We start from the raw sequence: 20,828 nt of genomic DNA, 5'->3' as shown, positions 1-20,828 counted from the left end.
GGAGGTGCCTGCATGTCTATTTGGAGAACAAAACCTATAAAACCTGCGGCGGTGAACAGCGGCAATCGAAAGAACGCCCCCCTCTCCTCCAGTCTGGATGAAAATTTGAAGCGTGTCAGAGACGGCTTTGGCAATAGCCCTGATCTCATCATACGGAATTTTAAATTGATGCACTCCCAAGTTCGAGTGGGAACTGTATATATAGAAGGGATAACCGATAAGGCGGAGATTGAAGATTTTGTCGGACATGCCATGTCCTTTGAAACATCCGGAAGCGGATATCCTAGTGAACCGGACAGTATGGAGATTTACAATTATATGAAAGAAAAAGCGCTTGGGATGGGCAAAGAGAAGGCTATCCGGGATATGGACGGGCTGTTCGAAGCTCTGCTGTCCGGAAATACGGTGATTCTCATCGACGGTCTGAACCAAGCGATAGGCGGAGCCGCGAGCGGAGGCAAAGTAAGGGCGGTATCTGAAGCGGCTACCCAGATTTCGATACGAGGTTCCAAGGAAGCTTTTACGGAATCGATAGGGACGAATATTGCGGCTGTGCGCAGAAGAATAAAAAATCCGGATTTATGGGTAGAGGCGCTGACTTTGGGCTCGGTGACACAAACCGAGGTGGCGATCATGTATATTCATGGGATTGCAGACGAAAAAATGATTCAGGAACTCAGATCAAAGCTGAACAATATTCATGTGGATTCCATTTTGGAATCGGGCTATATTGAGCAGCTTATTGAAGAAAATAAGAACTCTCCATTCCCGACGCTGTATAATACCGAACGGCCGGACAGTGTGGCCGGAAATCTCCTGGAAGGACGGATCGCCGTTTTCGTGGATGGAACGCCCTTCGTATTGATCGCTCCTACAACCTTTTTTATGTTTTTCCATACGGTTGAAGACTATTACCAGCGGTATGGTGTCTCGTCATTGATCCGGATGCTGAGGCTTTTATGTTTGTTCATTTCTTTATTCGGCCCTGGCCTCTTTGTTGCGGCCCTTAATTTTCACCAGGAGATGATTCCTACTCCGCTGCTGATAAGCTTGGCTTCACAACGCGAAGGCGTCCCCTTCCCCATTTTCGTCGAGGCATTACTGATGGAGGTCACTTTTGAAATTATTCGCGAGGCGGGTATCCGCATGCCTGCTCCAATCGGCCAAACGGTATCCATTATCGGAGGCCTGGTGTTGGGAGAGGCGGCCGTTCAAGCCGGAATTGTCTCATCGGCCATGGTTATCATTGTTTCCTTGACAGGCATCTCCAGTTTTGCAACTCCGGCTTATAATATGGCGCTGTCCATACGTCTGCTCCGGTTTATCAATATGTTTGCAGCCGCTTTTATGGGGCTCTACGGGATAGCCATTACGAGCTTGATTGTTACCGCCCACCTGTGCAGTCTGCGATCCTTGGGAACTCCTTACATGTCCCCGATAGCTCCCTTTATTCCGGAGGCTCAGAAAGACACGCTTGTTCGTTCCCCGATGAATTTCTTGAATAAGACCGGGGGGGAAGGGCGGAGCAACGAACCCGGGGGAGGTCAAGCATGAAGACTAAATGGATATGCTGTCTGGTTATTCTTTCAGGCATGTCCCTGCTGCTCACAAGCTGTTGGAACAGCAGGGAATTAAATGACCTTGCGATCGTAAGCGGAATTGGAATTGATGAGCTGCCGGGAAAAGAGGGGTACAGGGTTACGTTTCAACTCGTAAATCCGGCGGCTACTTCATCGAATCCAGGACCCGCTGCCGGGCAGCCCCCGGTTACAGTCTTCTCGGCAAACGACACTACTTTATTCGGAGCTTTGAGGAAGGCCTCGAAGAAGGTAAGCCGGCAGCTTTTTTTTGCACATACCCAGCTTGTCGTCGTGGGAGAATCCTTGGCTAAAACCGGAATTGGTCATGTATTTGATATTTTCGAAAGGTCTCATGAACTCAGGCTTAACTCGGCTGTGCTTATATCAAGAAATACGGATGCCGCTTCCATTATGAAGATCTTGCAGCGGGTCGAGATCATTCCGTCAATTGGATTAGCCAAAAAAACCAAGAATTCATCCAATGTATGGGGAGAAACCCGGTATGTCAATGTTAAGGAGTTTATCAGCGGAATTACAGAGGAAGGAGACATGACCATAAGCGGTATCCGGCTCATCGGGGACAAGGAGGAAGGAAAGAAGAAATCGGATCTGGAACAAACGGAGTCATCGGCGATCATCGAGATGAGCGGGCTGGGTGTGCTAAAGGACGGTAAGCTGGACCGCTGGTTGGATGGTTCAGAGGCTAGAGGAACATTGTGGCTGCTGGACAAGATAGATGAGACCATTCTAAATATTGATTCAGAAGAACAAAAAGAAGCGATTGCCGTCAATATTTTCACTTCCAAGACCAAAGTCAAAGTTGATATCCGGGAGGGAGTGCCCGTTTTTCATGTGCATATTTTTGAGGAAGGGATTATGAATGAAACGAAGGTTATGATTAACCTTAACGATAGGAAAGTGATCCGGCAGCTTGAACTTGAACTTGAGGAAACTACGAAGGAAGAGGTGAAGCAGGCCTTTCAGTCCGCCCAGCGCATGAACAGCGACGTTTTTAATTTTGGATCTGAGCTCAAGCGAACGGATCCCAATGCCTGGGAAACGGTCGGGAAGGATTGGGATCATGCATTTGCCAAAGGTGAATTGGATCTTCATGTCGAAGCGTTCGTCCGCAGTACGGGAATGAGACTGAAGCCGTTCCTGTCGCCTGATTAGCAGGCTTTACTCGTAGGAGTTTTCCATGATATAGTCACTTCTTTTGCTTATTCTTGTTTTTTATTGATCCCGCTATGACTGCTATAAACGGAACTGAGAAAAAAAGCGCCATGGCTGTGGATTCCAGTGTACTCGCGGTACGGAAAGTGGTACGAATGGACTGAAGGGACGAGAGAAGACTCATGCCGGATATAAGATCTACAGAGACAGTCATGGACAAGCCCAAGAAGCAAAGCAGTACATATAGAAAAAGGATTTTCATCAGTTTACCCCTTTGTTATGGATGTAAAGAGCCGGTTCCGGACGGAAACTAAAACTAGTATTACCCTTCGCAAGTCCCCCTAGTCCATAACGCCTCATAATTTGCGGGGCGCTTTCAGGGATGAATATTAGGATAGGATCGGGTGAGCCGTTCATGAGAAAAGAAGTCATCAGCCCCAAACAATTATTTGCCTTGATCGTCCTGTTTGAGCTGGGCACGGCGCTTGTGGTTCCAGTAGGTCTTGAAAGCGGACGCTCCGTATGGCTGTCCATCCTGCTGGCCCTGCCCGGAGGCATTGTATTATATTTGATTTATGCCGATTTGTACCGCCAATTTCCCGGTCTGATCCTAAGCGGGTATATGCAAAAGATCCTGGGCAAATGGATCGGCTGGCCATTAAGCCTGCTGTACGTACCGTTTCTTATGTTTAGCGGTTCCAGAAATTTGCGGGAAGCAGGCGATCTGCTGTTCTCGGCCTCATATGACAAGACGCCTATCCTGATCATTAACGCAGCCATGATTGCAGCCGTTGTGTATGTATTAAGCAAGGGAATAGAAGTGTTTGGCAGAACAGCGGAAATCTATTTCCTAGCAATCGTTGCGATCGGTGTAATCAGCAATTCAATTGTTATCGCATCGGGGCTTGTGGATATAAAAAATTTGTTTCCTCTGCATATAAAGGATTGGAAGGAAGCCTTTGCTTCGGCGTACCCCAACATATGGATGTTTCCGTTCGGGGAACTTCTTGTCTTCACAACCATCCTGCCCTGTCTCCGAATAGGCCGAGCGGCCCGGAGAACAGGGCTTGCCGCGCTTATAGTAAGCGCGCTGTTATTGAGCTTTACGCATGCGATTGAAATGTCGGTGCTTGGAGAGAAGATATACCAAAGAACCACCTTCCCGTTGTTCACGACCATTTCACTCGTAAATGTGGCTGATTTTATCCAGAGATTGGATGCATTTGTGATATTGGACCTGATCATCTGCATCTTTTTCAAAGTGACAGTTTATTGTTACGCCGCCATGGTTGTTGCCTCGGATTTGTTCAAGGTGCGGGAACCCCGGAAATTGGCTGTTCCTGTTGGCGTGGTCATGCTGTTCATCTCCCTCATCAGCGTTCAGAGCTATACCGCACATCGCGAAGAAGGGAAAATAGTACAACAATATTACTTAATCGCAATCTGCGCGGTCATTCCCTCCATCTTGTTTGTTACTCACTGGATACGCAGAAGATTTGGTCTTTACCGGTAAAAGTCAGGGACAAGGTCAAGAAATCAACATTAACAGCAGCTGTTTCAAATCCTTTGCGGAACCTATTAATCCAATCGGCGTTGGATTTTTCAATCATTCGGCTTGGTAATGCCGCACCAGAAAGAACACCATAAGTGTGACAAAACCTCCCCAAAATGTGATAAAAAGCGACAAAAACCATTGACAAGAAACTGGCTGTTTAATAAAATTTGAAAATGATAGCAATTGATAATGAAATTCATTTTCATTTTCAAATTTTATGGAGGTGTGTTACAGATGAACAAAAGGATGGATATGAATTCGATGGCCAAAGCCGGGTTAATCCTGCTGCTGGCCATTTTCGTACTGTCGGCCTGTGGAGGAAATCAAGGCGGGAATGCGCAAAGCGAAGCGGCACAGGGCGGAAATACGCAGGGCGCGGCCAATGCGCAGCAGACGCAGACTCCCGCGGAGAGGACCATTACGGATGCGACAGGCGAGAAGACGATACCGGCCGATCCCCAGAAGGTTGCCGCGACCAGCCAGCAGCTTATGGAATACCTGATTCCGCTTAATCTTAATGTCAAGATTGCCCCGAAAGCAATGCCTGCCGCGGATTATTACCCCTATTTCCCCAAAGAAAAGTACCCGGATATTCAGTTGGTCGGAGAATCGTCTCCGTTGAACTTTGAAGCATTTCTGGCGCAGAAGCCGGACTTGATCTTTGTCAGAGAAGATACACAGGCTTATGAGAAGATGTCCAAGATCGCGCCTACTATTATGATTAAAGAAACGAAGGATTGGCGGAAGGATCTCACGCAATACGCGGCCCTCGTAGGCAAGGAGAAGGAAGCGGAGGCCTATCTGAAAGATTATCAGTCACAGGTTGACCAATACAAGGAGCAATTGAAGAACGCTGTGGGCAACGAGACCGTCGTGTTCATTCGTCTGCTGGACAAGCAGGTTCGGATCTATAATAATTTACCGACAAGTGTCGGCGGTGTATTATACCATGATCTTGGCCTGACTCCCGTCAAAGGCATTGAATCCGAAGATTTGTTCGCTGCCATTTCTCTGGAGAAGCTACTTGAAATGAATCCGGATCATATTTTTGTTCAAACAGGCAAGCAGGACGAGAAGCCGGAAGTCTCACAGGAGCGACTTGAGGATATTACCAAAGGGGATGTCTGGAAGTCGCTGAATGCTTTCAAGAATAATCATGTATACATAGTCGATGCCAGCTTCTTCAACAATACGCCGTTGTCCCAACTTAATACGGCGAAGACGGTTGCAGAGAAATTAAGCGGACAAAAATAGCAATGGGCAAGGATGTGATGATAACGGATGACAACGCTGAAAAAACGGGCGGAACTGCCGCAGGAAAATAACCGCGCAAAACCGGCGGCTTTTCCCGTTATCCTGATCGGCGGCCTTCTGTTGCTGATTGCGGGAATGGCGGTGTCGATTGCCTATGGCGCAACAACGATCGACCTGAATACGGTGTGGGATGCGGTCATTCACTACAATCCTGAACTGCCGCAGCACCAGGTCATTTGGGATCTGCGGCTGCCGCGTGTGGTCGGCAGTGTGCTTGTGGGGGCCGCCTTTGCCGTTGCGGGCGCGCTTATGCAGGGCATGACCCGGAATCCGCTTGCCGACTCCGGCATTCTCGGGCTGAATGCGGGTGCGGCCTTCGTGCTCGCTTTCTGCTATTCGTATTTTCCGGGGCTTGCCTTCTCTTATCTAATGATGTACTCCTTTCTTGGAGCGGGGATCGCAGCGGGAATCGTATATGGCATAGGCTCCATCTCCAGAAGCGGTCTGACTCCGCTTCGTCTTGTCCTGGCCGGTTCGGCGGTTAGCGCGCTGCTGGTTGCGCTAAGTCAGGGCTTGGCCATCTATTTTCAGATCGGACAGGATTTGGCTTACTGGTATGCGGGAGGCTTGTCGGGCATTGAGTGGGCGGAGCTGAGGATCATGTTCCCGTGGGTTGCAGTTGCCTTTATAGCCGCCATGACGCTGTCCCGCTCCATTACGGTCCTAAGCCTCGGGGATGATGTAGCTGCCGGGCTTGGACAACGGACCTGGCTGATCCGGCTGGCGGGAATTGGGGTCGTGCTTGTTCTGGCTGGGGCGTCGGTGTCGATTGTCGGCTCGGTCGGCTTTGTCGGCCTCATCGTTCCACATGCGGCGCGTTACCTTGTCGGCATGGATTATCGCCGGATTATTCCCTGCTCTGCGGTGCTGGGCAGCCTGTTGATGCTTGCGGCGGACCTGGGTTCGCGCCGGATCAACCCGCCTTTGGAGACGCCCGTCGGCGCGCTGCTGGCCTTGATCGGGATTCCGTTCTTCCTGTATTTGGCCCGAAGGAAAGGAGTGGATAACTGATGCCGATGCCGCAGGACTTACCGCCGGAACAGAGCAGAAGGGCGAGGAATATAGCCGTGATGACTGTTCTGGGTATCTTGATTGCAGTCACTTTCATTATAAGCATGAACACCGGATTCATCAGGCTGCTGCCTATGGATGTCATGCGAACATTGTTCGGTATGGGAACGGAGGATCAGTCCCTGATTCTGTTTGAGTTCCGGCTGCCGCGCATCATTATCTCTGTTCTTGCCGGCGCGGGCCTGGCCGTTTCCGGCTGCATTATTCAAGGCATCACGCGCAGTCCGCTTGCCGATCCGGGCATTCTCGGCATCAACGCCGGCGCGGGCCTGATGGTGGTGCTGTTCATATCTTTTTATCCGACAAGGGAAGTCGTGCCTGTCTTTATGCTTCCGGTGCTGGCGCTGATTGGTGCTGGCCTGGCCTCCATGCTGATCTATACGCTTGCATACCAAAAACACCGTGGTCTGTCGCCCACGCGCCTGCTGCTGACCGGGGTTGCGGTAGCTTCGGGAATCAGCGCCGCCATGATTGTGCTGACGCTCAAATTCGATCCCAATCAGTATCAGTTTGTTGCTACATGGCTGGCCGGAACGATCTGGGGCTCCAACTGGAAATTTGTGCTTGCATTGCTTCCGTGGATTATTGTGCTATTCGGGTATGTATTCTACAAAGCGCGGGTGCTGAATATTCTGAATCTCGGAGAGCAGACCCCGACAGGGCTGGGATTATCTGTGGAAAAAGACAGACGCCTGCTTCTTTTGTCGGCGGTTGCCCTGGCCGGTTCCAGTGTGGCGGTGAGCGGAGGCATCGGCTTCATCGGCCTGATCGGGCCGCATCTTGCCGTCAGGCTGGTCGGACCGAGGAATCAGGCGCTGCTTCCGGCTTCGGCTCTTGTCGGCGCCCTCCTCCTCATTATATCCGATACGCTCGGCCGCTCGATTTTGCAGCCGTCGGAATTGCCGGCGGGAATTATTGTAGCCGTCATCGGCGCGCCGTATTTCCTGTATTTGCTGGCCAGAGCGAAATAAATTGTTATTCATGCTGCTGCCGCTGCTGCAGCGCCCCTCAGCCATTGCATATAAGCAATAATACGGGTTCATTACGAACAAAAAGGACGTCCCGCCATATTTGGCTGTTGGACGTCCTTTCGTTTTATTAACCTTCTGATTATTAGCCTTCCGAAGACGGGCTGACTCCAAGATTGTAATCATCCTCTTCATTATCGCGTATCGTCTTTTGCAACACGAAGCAGGACACAACCAGGAATGCGGCGGCTATGGCGTAGTATCCCTTGACATAAAGCGGCTCCTTCAACGTGTATAACCCTATGTATTCAAAGAGAATGGCAATCACAAAACCCGCCCAGGCCAGAAAAGTAAACGCCGACGTGTTCCGCTTGCGGTGATACGGATTTTGCTCCTGTAAAAAGTCGTCCTCATCGTTGTCTCGTACTACCTTTTGCAGCATAAATGATGAGATAATAATGAGAACGCCGCATACGGCATAATACCCTTTTACCGATAATGGTTCTTGAAGGGTGTAGATTCCGACAAATTCAAAGCCCGCCGCAATGGCAAATGCCGTCCACGCCATAAAGGAATACGCCGCGGTGTTGCGCCTTCTGTAAAAATTCGGCCTTTTTGGAGGTACAACCGTATTCGAATGGGATTCCAGATTCATCGCCTCTTTCGTATTTTTTCATCATTATCAAATATTTTACTATAGCACGATTAAACCTGTCATTGATTTTTTAGTATGTTGTCCAACGTCGAAAAGGGGAAGCCTTTTGTCCATACTTGTCGTCTTTTTCATTTGGGCTTAGCGGGGTACAATGGATTCATGCTTTTTTGAACTAATAATAAGGAGAGATTGTACATGGAAAAGATTGAATTGGTACAGGTGGCGCCGGAGCATCCGGATCTGGCCCAGCTGATTTCACAGCTTGACAGTTATCTGTTTGAACTTTACCCGCCGGAAGAAGTCTATCTGGTTGATTTCGAAGATCCTTACGTGAATGATATTTATTTTATCGTCGCTTATCTGGACTCCCGCCCTGTCGGATGCGGAGCGATTAAAAAGCTGGACAATGATCATGTGGAGTTGAAGCGTTTCTTCGTGGAGGCGGAGTTCCGGGGCAGGGGAATCGCCCGGATGATCGTGCAGCGGCTGGAAGAGGAGGCGGCACATCAGGGATATCAGGGAATCAAGCTGGAAACGGGAGATCAGCAGACGGAGGCCATCGGATTCTATAAGAAGAACGGTTACGGCGAGATTGAACGGTTCGGAGAATACGCGGATTGTCCGTCCAGTCTATGTTTTGAGAAGAAAATATAGGATAATTTCAGAGGATGGAGAAGGTGATCATTTGAATTTTTCGCATATTTTGTTTGATCTGGACGGAACGCTGACAGACCCGAAGCTGGGTATTACCAAGTCGGTGCAGTATGCACTTGCCAAGTTTGGTATTTTCGAAGACGATTTGGATCGGTTGGAGCCGTTCATCGGGCCGCCGCTGGCCCATTCGTTCCAAGAGTTTTATGGTTTTTCGGAGGCGGACGCCTGGCAGGCTGTGCAGTATTACCGGGAGTATTTTGCGGATAGGGGTATTTTTGAAAATGAGCTGTACCCCGGCATTCCCGAACTTTTGAGTATGCTTACTCAGCGGCAGGCCGTTCTGATCGTTGCAACTTCCAAGCCGCTTGTGTTCGCGGAGAAGATTTTGAAGCACTTTAAGCTGGAGCACTTCTTCCATGCTGTGGTCGGGAGCGGCCTGGATGGAACACTGTCGGATAAGAGTGAGATCATTAAGCATATCCTGGAACAAGAGGATCTGGAAGCTGCCGGCGCCGTAATGATCGGAGACCGGAAGCATGATATTATCGGAGCGCATAACAACGGAATATCGTCAATTGGCGTCTTGTACGGGTACGGAAGCGAGGCTGAGATGGAAGCCATTGGACCGACGGATTGTATACATACTGTGCAGGAACTATATGAAGCATTTGCTTCAAATGGAAGGGCGGACATCCTATGATTTCCATTAAAAAAATCGGCCGCGATGATTTGCCCGCCTTAAGCAGCCTGTATGAGGAACTGATGGGACGAAAGACCAATGAGGCGAAGCTGTCTGACGTATTCGAATCGCTTGAGCATGATGACCGTTATATTTTGCTGGGCGCTTTTCAAAATGATATATTAGCCGGCTCGCTGATGGGAATCGTCTGCCAGGATCTTGTGGGAGAATGCAAGACTTTTATGGTGATTGAGAATGTTGTCGTTGCCGGCAGTTTCAGAAGACAGGGGATCGGCAAGAATTTGATGCTGGAAATCGAGCAAGCGGCGCGGAAGAGAGACTGCGCCTATATCATTTTGGTATCGGGCGGGCAGCGGAAAGAAGCGCATAAGCTCTACGAACAATTGGGATATAAGGAAGAGAATGTGGAGGGGTATCGGAAGCATTTTTAAAGGAAAGGCGGGGAATAGGGATGCCTATCGACTTTCACGATCACAACAATCAATCTACCTATGCCTCCAGAGAAGCGGAAGCGCGCTGGGTCCAGCGATAGAGCAGCATATCCGGCTTCAAGGGAAGCGAGTACTGGATCTTGGCTGCGGCGGCGGTATTTACACGAAGGTACTGGCGCTGTCCGGGGCGGCCCATGTGACGGGAATGGATTTTTCTGCGGAAATGCTGGTAGGTGCGGCGGAGAATTGCAGCGGGTTGTCCACGTGCTTTCAAGAAGCTCATAGGGTATTAAAGCCAGGCGGGACATTCATCATCCAAGACCGGACGCCGGAAGATTGCTCGCTTGCGGGCAGTTCTTGGGAGCTGGTGAATTTTATCGGGTCGAAGCTGGCTGGCGGCCAACCCATACAGGAACAGGACCGATGGACAATATGGATCGCGAAGAAAGAATAAGCATCGCCGGAGGTGAAAAAGTGAGTTCTGTGGCAATTCGGGATTTTGGTACGCATGACAGTGAAGCAGTCTCGGCGCTCATCAGAGAGAACCTGCTTAAGGTGAACAGCAGAGATTATCCGGAACAGATCATTAATAGAATGGTTAATCTGTTTTCGCCGGAGTACATAAAGCTCATTTCCGCAGTAAGAAAAATGGTAGTTGCCGTTGAAGGTGAGAATGTGATCGGCACCGCAAGTCTGGATGGAGATACGCTGTACACCGTTTTTGTGGATATGAATTATCACGGCGCGGGAGTGGGGCGTTCCCTAATACAATACTTGGAACAAACTGCTAGGAATAGCGGTGTTCATGTTCTTCAAGTTCCCAGCAGCCTGACGGCTGAGCATTTTTACGCAAAAATGGGGTACCGCCGCGTTCGGGTAATCGAATCAGAAGAATTCGGTACGGATATTATCATGTCCAAGGATTTGAAGCTCGTCACATATCGCGAGTACACGCCGACAGGGGAAGAGTTCATCCGTTTAATTGAAAGCGCGGGCTGGCAGGGAATAACGGAGAAGGGAAGCAGACAGCTGGAGACTGCTCTGTGCAACAGCTGGTTTATTGTTTCGGCCTTTAAAGGGGATCAACTGGTTGGAATGGGCCGGGTGATCTCGGATGGCGTTGTTCAGGCTTTGATCTGCGATTTGATTATTGTGCCGGATGAACAGGGCGAGGGAATCGGTGCCGGTATTCTTAAAAAATTGCTGAGGAAGTGCAAAGAGCGGGAGATTCCAATGGTCCAACTGTTTGCGGCGGCTCATAAGGCGGACTTTTACAAAAAGTTCGGATTCGAAGAACGGCCTGCGGCGGCGCCGGGGATGAGATGGATCAGTAGAGACAGCGTTTAGCGTTTTAGGAGAGTATGAGAGCTCAAACAAAATTACCGTGGGGTTTTGATTTAGAGGATGATTATAGATACGAAGCGGGTGGGACGCTTGAAAAATGTGCTGGTTCATTTATTGAAGATGGTTATTCTGGTCGCCGTTCTTCTGCTTGTTGGTTTCGCTGTCAAGGAGATTACCGAATACCGAAGTCAGTATTTCAAGTTTCCATTCCCTGACGAGCTTCTTTTTCTTTACCCTCTAATCCCCTCCCTTTCCGGTTTAGTTATCGGAGTTGATACGTTGCTTCGTGAACGCGGCCGGAGTGGCAGCTGGACATTTAACGGGTATCGGCTGATTTTTCTTGCTTTGCCTGCCCTGGTGTTCTGCGTTTATCCGTATATGCCCTGGGGTATGAGTTGGCTGCCGAAGGGCGCAGTTTATCTATTGCTGACTTCTGCCCCAATCAATGTAATATCTGGTGTGCTGTTCGGATACTTTGTGATTACGAGCTTCGAGAAGAGGGATAATGAAGGTGGAGTTGGGGAGATGAAACAATGAAGCGGATAGCAATTTTCCACACTAGGTACTTCAATGCGAATTGAAGTACCTAGTGCTGAAACTTGGTGTCCGATCTGGAGTATAGGACAACCGACCCGTCAAAATTTTTAAGCCGGACATACTCATCGGAGAACATTTGGACTAGACCGGCGCCTACGCGAGAATACATGCCATCAGGACCGATCTTCAGAGCAAATACATACTTCTGCGAAAGTGCCGCGGTGAAAAATTCGGCGTTTTTCATAATGGTGTAAGGCATGATTTTCCCCTCCTGTTATTATGGACTAGCTTCTTGGAACGCGTTAATTTGCTAAATTATACATCGCTGTTTTGAAAGTTTCAATGGGTTTTCATTTTGGTCACATTTATGGAAAAAAGGGCAGAAAAATAAAGCAGCGGCCGGCGCCAGAATGACGTTCGATCCGCTGCTTTTTCAAAATATCAGAAAGTATAAGCTTCGCGCTTATCCTTAACCTGATATTTTTACGAGAAACGGATGCCTTCCTCTTCCAGAGGACGGCGAAGCCGTTTCTTCTTATATACGGCTGCTTTATGCTTCACCGCTGCCGCCCGAGCGTGAATCACGGTTACCGGTCAGACTTTCCTCCACATTGTCCATAATGCCCTTGACGATATCTTCCACCTTGCCGGTCGACCCTTCCTTGTTCGCTTGAGGGCTGTCGGGATCGGGAATCGGCTCCACGCCGCTTCCCTTGGGGTCTGTCAGCCTGCTCTCATCCTCCATGATATCTCATTCCTTTCTGCACAGGTCCGCTGATTAGGTTATGCAATACCGGTCTTTCTATGTACTGAGTAAACCGGATCAGGGAAATTGAGCACAGACTTCATTAAACGGTTTGGGCACAAGGAAGAGTCGATATGCAAAAGGGCTGGCCATGGGCAAGCAAGAATTCCTAATGCTGCTTAGGTTAAGATGATCAAAGGTAACCGTGATCCCCTGGACGGGAGATGAATACTGGATTATCAAGCAGATACAGGCATGAACGGGAAAATGTCCCTTTTATTTTCGGAAAAAAGGCCGTCCCGGAACGATATGCGGGAAAAGCTCCGGTTTATTTCTCCAATTTCTTATGGTTTTGGCAAAATCACCTGAATAAAGCGGAGAAATTCCCTTCCACGATCTGTTTAAGCCGCTTTTAGATAAATAAGAGGGAGGAATTCCGTTTCATCCGTTCGCCCTCTCCCATTTCCCGATCACCGTTGACATACAGTGCAGCGGCAAGTTTAGGATGAGAGCGGCTGACATGCCTTGAATCAATCGCGGAAAATGCTATCGATTGTGGCGATTTCATCCGCGCTCAGCTTGACGTCCAGCGTTTTGAGGTTGGCGATAACCTGCTCCGGCTTCTTGGCGCCGGGGATGAGCGCATCGATTTCGTCCCGGGTCAGATACCAGGCGAGCACGAGATCGGCGACTTCCGTTCCCTTCGCGGATGCAATATCGCGGAGCCGGTCCACTTTCTCCAGATTGCGGACAAATGCCTCGCCGGCAAACAGCGGATTGTTCGCGCGGATATCGGAGAAGGTTGTGTTCCGGTCGTATTTGCCGGCAAGAAGTCCGGAGGCCAGCGGGAAATACGGAATAAAAGAAATGCCGTGTTCTTTGGCATAAGGCAGCAAATCCTTCTCAGCTTGTCGAGCGAGCAGGCTGTATTCCGATTGGATGACATCCACATAGCCGTTCTTGTTCCCCTCGCGGAGCTGGTCGATGGTGAAGTTGGAGACGCCGATCGCCCGAATTTTTCCGGCTTCCTTCAGGCGCTGCAGCGCGCCGACGGCTTCGTCTTTGGGGGTGTTTTGGTCAGGGAAGTGAATGTAATACAGATCGATATAGTCCGTTTGCAGCCGCTTCAGGCTGGCATCCACCGAGGCTTCCAGAAAGGCCGGAGAGTTGTCGAAGACCATCTCGCCGCCGACCGGCTTATGTGCGCCTTTGGTTGCGATCACGACTTGATCCCGATTGCCCTTCTCCTTAAGCACTTCACCAATCAGCTGCTCTGACCGTTCCGGTCCGTATATATAGGCGGTATCCAGAAAATTGATGCCATGCTCCAGGGCGGTGCGCACGAGCTGCTTGCCTGTCTCGTCGTTCAGATTCTGGAATAGGTTGTGTCCCCCCACTGCGTTCGTTCCGAGTCCGATGGGAGTAACATAAAGGTCTGTTCGTCCAAGCTGTTGTTTGTCAGGCATTGAAAGATTCATCTCCTTTTATATAGTTACTTATTAATTATAACAAAAGGAGTCAAGTTATGGTAATCCGAGTCGTCTAGGCGAGTACGCAGGACGCGAGGAAGCCCTTCCCGTAATCGGGAAGGGCTTCCTCATGGCAATTAAACTAAAATTATAGTAAGGATTGACGCCCGAATGATGCTAGGATTGCAATGTGGACAACGCTTTCAATTTCCAGGCGACGATCTCCTTGAAAATGTCTTTAATACTTAGATCTAAACGCCTTCTTTGGATCTTGAAAATATCCTCCGATTTGACGCTCACCTTTCTCCCGTAAACCGTGACTTCCCATTCATAACCGGATTCGGAGGCTTTCCTGGTTACGGTCATTTCGTAAGAGGCCTCGCGCGCCTCTTCATTAATTGCTTGTACATCCCGGGATAAACGTTCCAGTCTTTCTGCAGTTGCGTTGTGAAATAAGAGAACCATAGCCGCCCCTCCTAAAATGTATGGTTGCATAACTTCCTCAATCAGCGGTCGTACCCGGCTGCGCTCAGAAAGTGTATGCTTTTGTACTGTATATATGTATGATACCGGAACTTGAAGCAGGCGTGAAGAGATGTTTTTGTCGGAAAAATACGAATCCGAAAAATAGTCTAATGGTCCTGAAAAGCTGCATACTTGTCGTTCGGTAAATCGTTTACCTTCCTCTTAACATTTTAAATTTGACATATGAATCGGGTCTGCTCCGCTGTGTATCGACATTTTGCACATCGCCTTTAGAACAAAGGGGAGGTTTGTCGAAACGGTCCGGTAAATCTCATGTTTACAGGCTGCTTTTCCTGTTGTGTCTTCTTCATTTGTCATTTACTATGGATCAATAATGAAATCTCGGTACTACGCGGGATTGAGCAGGAAGGAGCCTACATCATGGCGAAGCAGAAATATTATGTGGTCTGGGAGGGCCGGAAGCCGGGGGTATACGCGACCTGGGCGGATTGCAAGCAGCAAACGGACCAGTTCACGGGTGCGAAATACAAATCCTATGAGTCCAAAACAGCCGCGGAGGAAGCGTTCCGGGCGGGCTGGAAAGGCAACTGGGGCCAAACGGGAACCGGAAAAGGCGGCTCAGGCGCTGGGGCTCAGGGAGGCTATTCCCCCAAGAGATCGGGAACGCCGACACATGTGGAACCCATTGACTACGACAGTATTTCGGTCGATGTGGGAACAAGAGGGAATCCGGGTCCTGTCGAGTACAAAGGCGTAGATACACGGACGGGCGAAGTCATCTTCTCCTGCGGTCCAATCAGCAAAGGCACGAATAATCTCGGGGAATTCCTCGCTATCGTGCATGCGCTTGCGCTTTTGCAGAAAGAAGGCAGCGGTAAGACGGTATACAGCGATTCGGTCAATGCGATGAAATGGGTCAGGGAGAAAAAGGTTTCGACCACCCTTCCCCGCGATCATACGACGGAGGAGATCTGGGGACTTATTGACCGCGCAGTGAACTGGCTTCAGACGCATACATATGATAACAAGGTGCTGAAGTGGCAGACCCGGCTGTGGGGGGAGATCAAGGCCGATTACGGAAGAAAATAAGAGGAGCACGTCCTCCGAAGAATTGCTATTACCGGAGCCTATGGCTGAAGGCACGAAACGCTATTCATGCCAGGTCAAAGGGATCGCTAATAGTGGTTAATAGAAAATAGGGAATGTATACTATCCATAATAGAGGAGATGCGGAAGGGGAACTTTTTTATGTTTGGCAACGATTGGGACGAGGTGCTGCATGACGAGACGCAAAAGCCTTATTTTCAGGACCTGCGTTATACACTGGCGGGAGAATACAAGCAGTATACGGTTTATCCGCCGAAGGAACTGCTGTTCTCTGCCTTGAAGCTGACGTCCTACAGCGCGACTAGGGTGGTTATTTTGGGACAGGACCCCTACCACGGCGCGGGCCAAGCCCACGGACTCAGCTTTTCGGTAATGCCCGGTGTGAAGATTCCGCCGTCGCTACGCAATATTTATTCGGAGCTGGCCAGTGATACGGGAGCTAATAATTCGAATCACGGATCGCTGCTGCACTGGGCGGAGCAAGGGGTGCTGCTGCTCAATGCGGTGCTGACTGTGCGCGAAGGCCAGCCCAATTCTCATAAAGGAATAGGCTGGGAAAGGTTTACGGATGCCATTATGGAGAAGCTTAATGAGAGGGACACGCCGCTGGTATTCATTTTATGGGGCAGTCATGCCCAGCAGAAGGGCGCTTTTATCGACCAGAGCCGTCATAAAGTCATCCAGTCGCCGCATCCGAGTCCGTTCTCGGCTCACCGGGGCTTCCTCGGCAGCCGTCCGTTCTCGCGGACGAATGAATTTCTGAACACTCACGGTCTGGAACCGATCGACTGGTCCATACCGAATATATAGGACTGTTAAGGCAGGAAGGGGGCATTGGAATGAGACATTGGGTAGGCAAGCCGGTAATTGTTTATCTTCGGGAGCCACAGTATGCCTCCATGCGAGGGGTGCTTCGCAAGTGGGATAGCGCCGCGGGGCGCGTCGTCATCGGCCATCAGGAGATCGGAGTTCCCATTCGCGATATCGCGATGATCAAGGCGCTTGCCCCAAAGGAACGGGCGCTCCCTCCGGTCCTGTATTCGGTCGGCTATATCATGAAGGACCGGCTTCAGTTTGACAACGCCGTCTATTTCAAGTCGGCGGTAACCGTATGGAAGGGCGACAGGCTGATTGCGCTCAACACTACCCTTGTCTCGCATACGAAGGGGGCGGTCACTTTGGAAGACGGAAGAACGCTGCTCAAGGGAACGCATCTGTTTGTTGTCCGTTCGCTTAGAGGCTAGGATTCACCTTAGCAAATCACAGCAAAGAGCCTTGTCTGCCAATATGGCAGGCAGGGTTCTTTTTGCAGTGCGCTCTATTTTTAAATGATGATTGTCATTTAGACTTCGTCTGTCCGCTCCGCAACGACAATTTCGTATATCCGCAGAAAAATAATTTTGGCGGTCATATAGACCGGCAGCGCAATAAGCACACCCATAATACCGTAAAATTCACCGCCTATGAGTACAATGATTACCGTAGTCAACGGATGGACATCCAGGGATTTGCCGTAAATGATCGGCGTCAGCAGGTTATCCTGAATTTGCTGGCCAACGATGATAATAACCAGGGACCATAAGGCGGTCATGGGAGATTCAATAAATCCCACGATGACAACCGGAACCGCGGACAAAATGGCGCCGATATAGGGGATGAAGTTCAGCGGCACCGAAACAAGGGCAAGCAGCAGGGCGTACGGCAGACCGATCACAAGAAATCCGATATAGAGGATGGCGCCCAGAATCAGGTTCAGAATAACCCGGGTGACGATAAAGCTGCTGAGCGCCGAGTCGATATCCTCCAGCGTCTCCTGCCCTTCCTTGCGGTATTTTCTCGGGACGAGGCCGAGCAGCATACGGGGCAGCTTGTGGCTGTCCTTCAGCATGTAGTACAAAATAACCGGCAGCGTGGCAATAACGACAACAATATTGGAAATGACGGTAATGAGATTGCTCATGGAGTTGGTTACCCAGGTTACCGCGTTTTGCAGATACTCGGTCAGACGTACGGTCAAATCCGATTCGCCCCGGAAGAACCGCGCAAACATCGGATTCTCGCGCAGAAGGTCAAACTGTTTCTGGATGTCCTGAACCAGATAAGGGAGATTGTCGATAAAATTCTGGATCTGATCCTGCAGCGTCGGCCAGACGGCAACCCAGAAAATGACGATCAGCCCGATGAACACCAGATAGATGAGCAGAATAGAGACCGGGCGCTTTAGCTTTCTTTTTTCCAGATGATTGACCAGCGGACGAAGCAGATAGTACAAGAATCCGGACAGCATCATCGGCACGAGCAGGAGATTGATGATGGTTGCGATGGGCGAGAACAGAACGATGACTTTGGAGCCCAGATAAAGAATAAGCAGAAGGAATATGATTCCAAGCGTGGTACGGAAGAACTTGTTCTGCAGCAGCAATGGCGGTACCTCCTAAATAGATCAAATAGTATGTATATTCATAGCGGGTCTACTAATATAGTTAAACTCGGCCTTTCGGGTTCAATCCTGCGGATCGGAGTTAATATGACAATAAAGCACATCTGCGGCGCTATTGAGCTGACGTGCACGGCAGTTCTTGCTTGAGAGGAGGAGCACTTATGACCATACTGGTCGTTGGCATATTCGGACATAAGACGGATGCTTCGCTGGCCATTCAAGATCTTCGGGACAGCGGTATCAAAACCAAGAAAATTTCGGTAGTAGCCAAAGAAAAAAGCGTGGTCAGCGAGCTGAGCCGCAATACCGGCGTTGCCAAACCGCAGGAGGGACTGGGCAGCATAGGATTGTTCGGTACGGCGAAAGGGATCGCGATCGGACTGAACATGCTGCCGGACACGGCAGTTGCGGCGGGACCGGCGGCACGGAGGCTCGCTGGCGCGGAGTTCGGTGACGATCCGGGAGAGGACGGAATCGTAGTCGGCCTGATCGGAATCGGAATTCCGAAAGAGGACGCCGAGGCATACGAGAAGCATGTGGACCTTGGACATGTGATCGTGATTGCTGCGCTTGAGCAGGCGGAGAGCGGGAGAGTCAGTAAGCTGTTCGAGAGCCATCAAGCCATCCCCTTGAATTAGCTTGAACAGTGCGGCGAACACGCCAAAACAAGGCTATCTTTTCGGTCAGGCAACCAAAGGACAGCCTTGTTTCATGATTTACCTTTTTTTTTATTCGTTTCAGCCTCAGTCGTTTCCTTGGCTTTTACGAGGGACAGAAAAGCAAAGAAATCGCCCAAAGCGACAAGCGCCGCAGCGATGATGGCATAATCTTCGGCGGACAGTTCGTCTTCCAGTGGACTGTTTTTTTTACTTGCCACCTTCTCTCACCCGCTTCATCTGATCGTATGCTTCAAGATATGTCGGGCAGGGCGAATACGGTATAGGCGAATGAGACGGATTTTCCGGCGCCTTGAGCAGGGCGGGTAATTTTGATTATACTTGAACTATCTGACAACTCACTGGTCAAAGGAGAATAGGCAATGATACTGCACAAAGGGGAGATTTTATTCCGGCAGGGCGACAGCTGCCATACGCTATACCAAGTGAAGAGCGGTTTGTTCAAAGTGACAAGGCTGCATGAGAACGGTAATATCGTGCTGTTCAACATCTTGTATCCCGGCGAGACGGTGCCCCACCATTCGCTCATATCGCCTAAGGATGCTCATGGGACGGCCACGGCGCTCATGAGAAGCGAGGTCGAGAGCATCCCCGCATCGGAATGGTACCGTCAATTGCGGGATGAACCCGGCAAGGCTATGGAGATTGCGCTGCTGCTCCAAGAGAAAGTAAGATTCATGCAGACCCGTCTGGACCATCTTACGGTCGGGACGCCCGCCGAAAGGCTGGAGCTGCTGAGCGGATGGCTGGATGACTATTCGCATGGAGTCCCGCTGACCGAACTGCTGACCCAGGAAGAGATCGGACAGCTGATCGGCGTCCGCAGAGAGACCGTGAACAGACTGCTCCGGGGCTAAGGCTTGTTCTTTTTTTATGGAAGAACTTGTCAGGCTGTTTAGAAAAGGCGTCTTCCGTGGTATAATGATTCCAGAACATAAAACATAAGAGAAAGGATCAGGATACCATGTGTCCCCGAAGGACGAATTCCCAAAGGACGATTTGGAAACGTTATGATCTATCTTATACTTAGCTTCCCCGTAGAAGGTGTGTAAGTCACTTGACGCCGAACCGCCTCTACGAAGGAAGGGAATAGGTATGCGAAGGAGAAAGACCTCCGGTTCACCTCGTCGTAGAGGTTGGTGGGACGTTTAGCCGCCATTTACGATAAGGGGAATCGGTATGAGGAATCAAAGCAGCGGTGCTCGTCTGCCGCTAAAATTATTTGTCAATTTGGTCGGAACGTTTTTGCTAAGCTTTACTTACTATCACATCAACTATCAGAATCATCTCACTGAAGGCGGGTTCGTAGGCTTGTCGCTCCTCGGCAAGTATATTCTGGGTCTGTCGCCATCCGTCACCGTTTTGCTGCTTGATCTGCCTGTTCTGCTGATAGCGCTGGCGTTCAAAGGAAAAGGATTTGTCTGCAATACGTTTATTTCCGCAGGATCATTTACCGTATTCTACGGACTGATGGAGCGTTACTCGGGAATGATGCTCGATTTCCATGGCAATCTGGCGCTTGCGGCGCTGCTTTCCGGCCTGCTGACAGGGCTTGGCTCGGGACTGGTGCTGCGATGTGGAGGCGCAAGCGGCGGAGACGACATTTTATCTCTGCTGATCAGCGAATGGAAGGGAATCAAGGTAGGTACGGTATTCATCATGATGGATATCGCCGTACTGCTGCTCTCGCTGTTCTACATGCCGCTGAGGGAGACGATGTACACGGCTATGGCGGTGATTGTGGCCGGTCAGGTGATCACGTTTACCACCACGCTTGGCAAGCCGAAACGCGGCAAGAAACTTCGGGTTCAGCCTGGAGCTCGAGGCCGTCAGGAAGCCGCCGCAACCGTCGCGGGCAAGTTATAACACGCAAAGTACAAGGTCAGCCGAAACCGGCTGGCTTTTTTTACGTATAGCAATAA

General features: G+C 50.1%; 26 protein-coding genes and 1 pseudogene. 18 read left to right on the top strand and 9 right to left on the bottom strand.

Annotated features, from left to right (window positions below; all coding sequences use genetic code 11):
- Positions 1–12 precede the first annotated feature (12 nt).
- The 6 genes from PUR_RS18045 to PUR_RS18020 all read left to right on the top strand — a co-directional run bounded on the left by PUR_RS18045 (position 13) and on the right by PUR_RS18020 (position 7,664).
- Positions 13–1,554 (top strand): spore germination protein, encoded by a 1,542-nt coding sequence (locus PUR_RS18045; RefSeq protein WP_179036440.1) that lies wholly within the window; start codon positions 13–15, stop codon positions 1,552–1,554.
- Entirely contained in the window at positions 1,551–2,753 is a 1,203-nt protein-coding gene (locus PUR_RS18040; RefSeq protein WP_179036439.1) for a Ger(x)C family spore germination protein, read from the top strand. The genes PUR_RS18045 and PUR_RS18040 overlap by 4 nt, the downstream gene beginning before the upstream one ends.
- A gap of 415 nt (positions 2,754–3,168) precedes the next feature.
- The gene (locus PUR_RS18035; protein ID WP_179036438.1) at positions 3,169–4,266 is read left to right on the top strand and encodes a GerAB/ArcD/ProY family transporter; all 1,098 of its coding nucleotides are present in this window, start codon (positions 3,169–3,171) and stop codon (positions 4,264–4,266) included.
- A gap of 276 nt (positions 4,267–4,542) precedes the next feature.
- A complete protein-coding gene (locus PUR_RS18030; RefSeq protein ID WP_179036437.1) occupies positions 4,543–5,562 on the top strand; it encodes an ABC transporter substrate-binding protein in 1,020 nt (339 codons plus the stop codon).
- 27 nt (positions 5,563–5,589) lie between these two features.
- Positions 5,590–6,633, top strand: a complete 1,044-nt coding sequence (locus PUR_RS18025) for a FecCD family ABC transporter permease (RefSeq protein WP_179036436.1) — start codon at positions 5,590–5,592, stop codon at positions 6,631–6,633.
- A gap of 59 nt (positions 6,634–6,692) precedes the next feature.
- Positions 6,693–7,664, top strand: coding sequence for a FecCD family ABC transporter permease (locus PUR_RS18020; RefSeq protein WP_442953847.1), 972 nt, complete (start codon positions 6,693–6,695; stop codon positions 7,662–7,664).
- 142 nt (positions 7,665–7,806) lie between these two features.
- Here PUR_RS18020 and PUR_RS26110 read toward each other — a convergent pair whose 3' ends face one another.
- Positions 7,807–8,007, bottom strand: coding sequence for a YiaA/YiaB family inner membrane protein (locus PUR_RS26110; RefSeq protein ID WP_232101889.1), 201 nt, complete (start codon positions 8,005–8,007; stop codon positions 7,807–7,809).
- An 84-nt stretch (positions 8,008–8,091) separates the two neighbouring features.
- A pseudogene (locus PUR_RS26595) lies at positions 8,092–8,229 on the bottom strand (YiaA/YiaB family inner membrane protein); the annotation flags it as partial.
- A gap of 282 nt (positions 8,230–8,511) precedes the next feature.
- Here PUR_RS26595 and PUR_RS18010 point away from each other — a divergent pair.
- The 3 genes from PUR_RS18010 to PUR_RS18000 are packed head-to-tail and all read left to right on the top strand — an operon-like array spanning position 8,512 to position 10,101.
- A complete protein-coding gene (locus PUR_RS18010) occupies positions 8,512–8,970 on the top strand; it encodes a GNAT family N-acetyltransferase (protein ID WP_179036434.1) in 459 nt (152 codons plus the stop codon).
- Between the two features lie 31 nt (positions 8,971–9,001).
- Complete coding sequence (locus tag PUR_RS18005; protein WP_179036433.1) at positions 9,002–9,670, top strand: HAD family hydrolase; 669 nt, start codon at positions 9,002–9,004, stop codon at positions 9,668–9,670.
- Entirely contained in the window at positions 9,667–10,101 is a 435-nt protein-coding gene (locus PUR_RS18000) for a GNAT family N-acetyltransferase (protein WP_179036432.1), read from the top strand. Before PUR_RS18005 ends, PUR_RS18000 begins: the two co-directional genes overlap by 4 nt.
- Before the next feature lie 58 nt (positions 10,102–10,159).
- Here the strand turns inward: PUR_RS18000 and PUR_RS26100 are convergent, their stop codons facing one another.
- Positions 10,160–10,384: a hypothetical protein gene (locus PUR_RS26100; protein WP_232101917.1), complete on the bottom strand. Its 225-nt coding sequence runs from the start codon at positions 10,382–10,384 to the stop codon at positions 10,160–10,162.
- On the opposite strand from PUR_RS26100, the gene PUR_RS26095 reads away from it, so the two are divergent.
- The 3 genes from PUR_RS26095 (at position 10,280) to PUR_RS17985 (ending at position 11,982) form a co-directional block, all read left to right on the top strand.
- Entirely contained in the window at positions 10,280–10,555 is a 276-nt protein-coding gene (locus PUR_RS26095; protein ID WP_232101888.1) for a class I SAM-dependent methyltransferase, read from the top strand. The genes PUR_RS26100 and PUR_RS26095 overlap by 105 nt on opposite strands.
- A gap of 20 nt (positions 10,556–10,575) precedes the next feature.
- The gene (locus PUR_RS17990) at positions 10,576–11,448 is read left to right on the top strand and encodes a GNAT family N-acetyltransferase (RefSeq protein WP_179036431.1); all 873 of its coding nucleotides are present in this window, start codon (positions 10,576–10,578) and stop codon (positions 11,446–11,448) included.
- Between the two features lie 87 nt (positions 11,449–11,535).
- Entirely contained in the window at positions 11,536–11,982 is a 447-nt protein-coding gene (locus PUR_RS17985; protein WP_232101552.1) for a hypothetical protein, read from the top strand.
- A 49-nt stretch (positions 11,983–12,031) separates the two neighbouring features.
- On the opposite strand, the gene PUR_RS17980 is transcribed toward PUR_RS17985, so the two are convergent.
- The 4 genes from PUR_RS17980 to PUR_RS17965 form a co-directional block, all read right to left on the bottom strand.
- Complete coding sequence (locus tag PUR_RS17980) at positions 12,032–12,241, bottom strand: hypothetical protein (protein WP_038596000.1); 210 nt, start codon at positions 12,239–12,241, stop codon at positions 12,032–12,034.
- Between the two features lie 291 nt (positions 12,242–12,532).
- Positions 12,533–12,727, bottom strand: a complete 195-nt coding sequence (locus tag PUR_RS17975) for a hypothetical protein (RefSeq protein ID WP_179036429.1) — start codon at positions 12,725–12,727, stop codon at positions 12,533–12,535.
- A gap of 530 nt (positions 12,728–13,257) precedes the next feature.
- On the bottom strand, positions 13,258–14,193 hold the full coding sequence (locus PUR_RS17970; protein ID WP_179036428.1) for an aldo/keto reductase: 936 nt from the start codon (positions 14,191–14,193) through the stop codon (positions 13,258–13,260).
- 180 nt (positions 14,194–14,373) lie between these two features.
- Positions 14,374–14,661, bottom strand: a complete 288-nt coding sequence (locus PUR_RS17965) for a hypothetical protein (protein WP_124695600.1) — start codon at positions 14,659–14,661, stop codon at positions 14,374–14,376.
- Positions 14,662–15,102: 441 nt separating this feature from the next.
- Here PUR_RS17965 and rnhA point away from each other — a divergent pair, with 441 nt between their 5' ends.
- The 3 genes from rnhA (at position 15,103) to PUR_RS17950 (ending at position 17,033) form a co-directional block, all read left to right on the top strand.
- Complete coding sequence (rnhA, locus tag PUR_RS17960) at positions 15,103–15,771, top strand: ribonuclease H (RefSeq protein ID WP_179036427.1); 669 nt, start codon at positions 15,103–15,105, stop codon at positions 15,769–15,771.
- Positions 15,772–15,930: 159 nt separating this feature from the next.
- Positions 15,931–16,599, top strand: a complete 669-nt coding sequence (locus PUR_RS17955; RefSeq protein WP_179036426.1) for a uracil-DNA glycosylase — start codon at positions 15,931–15,933, stop codon at positions 16,597–16,599.
- Between the two features lie 29 nt (positions 16,600–16,628).
- Positions 16,629–17,033, top strand: coding sequence for a hypothetical protein (locus PUR_RS17950; RefSeq protein ID WP_179036425.1), 405 nt, complete (start codon positions 16,629–16,631; stop codon positions 17,031–17,033).
- 98 nt (positions 17,034–17,131) lie between these two features.
- Here PUR_RS17950 and PUR_RS17945 read toward each other — a convergent pair whose 3' ends face one another.
- Positions 17,132–18,211 carry an AI-2E family transporter gene (locus PUR_RS17945; RefSeq protein WP_332107910.1) on the bottom strand — a complete coding sequence of 360 codons (1,080 nt, stop codon included), beginning with the start codon at positions 18,209–18,211 and terminating at the stop codon, positions 17,132–17,134.
- 179 nt (positions 18,212–18,390) lie between these two features.
- Between PUR_RS17945 and PUR_RS17940 the strand changes: the two genes are divergently transcribed.
- Positions 18,391–18,867, top strand: coding sequence for a general stress protein (locus PUR_RS17940; RefSeq protein ID WP_179036424.1), 477 nt, complete (start codon positions 18,391–18,393; stop codon positions 18,865–18,867).
- A 71-nt stretch (positions 18,868–18,938) separates the two neighbouring features.
- Here PUR_RS17940 and PUR_RS17935 read toward each other — a convergent pair whose 3' ends face one another.
- On the bottom strand, positions 18,939–19,106 hold the full coding sequence (locus tag PUR_RS17935; protein WP_179036423.1) for a hypothetical protein: 168 nt from the start codon (positions 19,104–19,106) through the stop codon (positions 18,939–18,941).
- 162 nt (positions 19,107–19,268) lie between these two features.
- Between PUR_RS17935 and PUR_RS17930 the strand changes: the two genes are divergently transcribed.
- Entirely contained in the window at positions 19,269–19,763 is a 495-nt protein-coding gene (locus tag PUR_RS17930) for a Crp/Fnr family transcriptional regulator (RefSeq protein WP_179036422.1), read from the top strand.
- Between the two features lie 322 nt (positions 19,764–20,085).
- A complete protein-coding gene (locus PUR_RS17925) occupies positions 20,086–20,772 on the top strand; it encodes a YitT family protein (protein WP_179036421.1) in 687 nt (228 codons plus the stop codon).
- The last annotated feature ends 56 nt before the right edge of the window (positions 20,773–20,828 follow it).

Origin of the sequence: Paenibacillus sp. URB8-2, assembly GCF_013393385.1 — a bacterium.
Lineage (GTDB): Bacteria > Bacillota > Bacilli > Paenibacillales > Paenibacillaceae > Paenibacillus_AQ.
Note: the sequence above shows the minus strand (reverse complement) of the source record. Positions and strands in the feature narration are given on the sequence as shown.